The sequence below is a fragment of the Oryzibacillus soli genome (assembly GCF_051594765.1).
GTDB lineage: Bacteria > Bacillota > Bacilli > Paenibacillales > NBRC-103111 > Paenibacillus_AR.
This window is the reverse complement of record NZ_JBPPGJ010000147.1, coordinates 1-265: the sequence shown is the minus strand read 5'-3', so window position 1 is coordinate 265 and position 265 is coordinate 1. Positions and strand designations below refer to the sequence as shown.

The window sequence follows — 265 nt, the reverse complement described above, 5'->3', positions numbered from 1 at the left end:
GTAAGACCCCTTGAAGACGACGAGGTTGATAGGCTGGGGGTGGAAGCGTGGCAACACGTGGAGCTGACCAGTACTAATCGGTCGAGGGCTTATCCTACTCCCACCAAAGTGAAGCATATGCTGATGAAGCGTATTCCGAGTACTTTGGCGGGGACCCAAAAGATTGTTTTCGGAAAATTTCGCATCCGGTTTTCAAGGTGCAAACCTTGACTGTTTGGTGATAATGGCGGAGGGGAACCACGCGTTCCCATCTCGAACACGACCG

General features: G+C 52.1%; 1 rRNA gene. It reads left to right on the top strand.

The features are described 5' to 3' along the window. Window positions 1–97, top strand: a 23S ribosomal RNA gene (locus tag ACSEXW_RS28490); the annotation flags it as partial. Window positions 98–265: the final 168 nt, after the last annotated feature.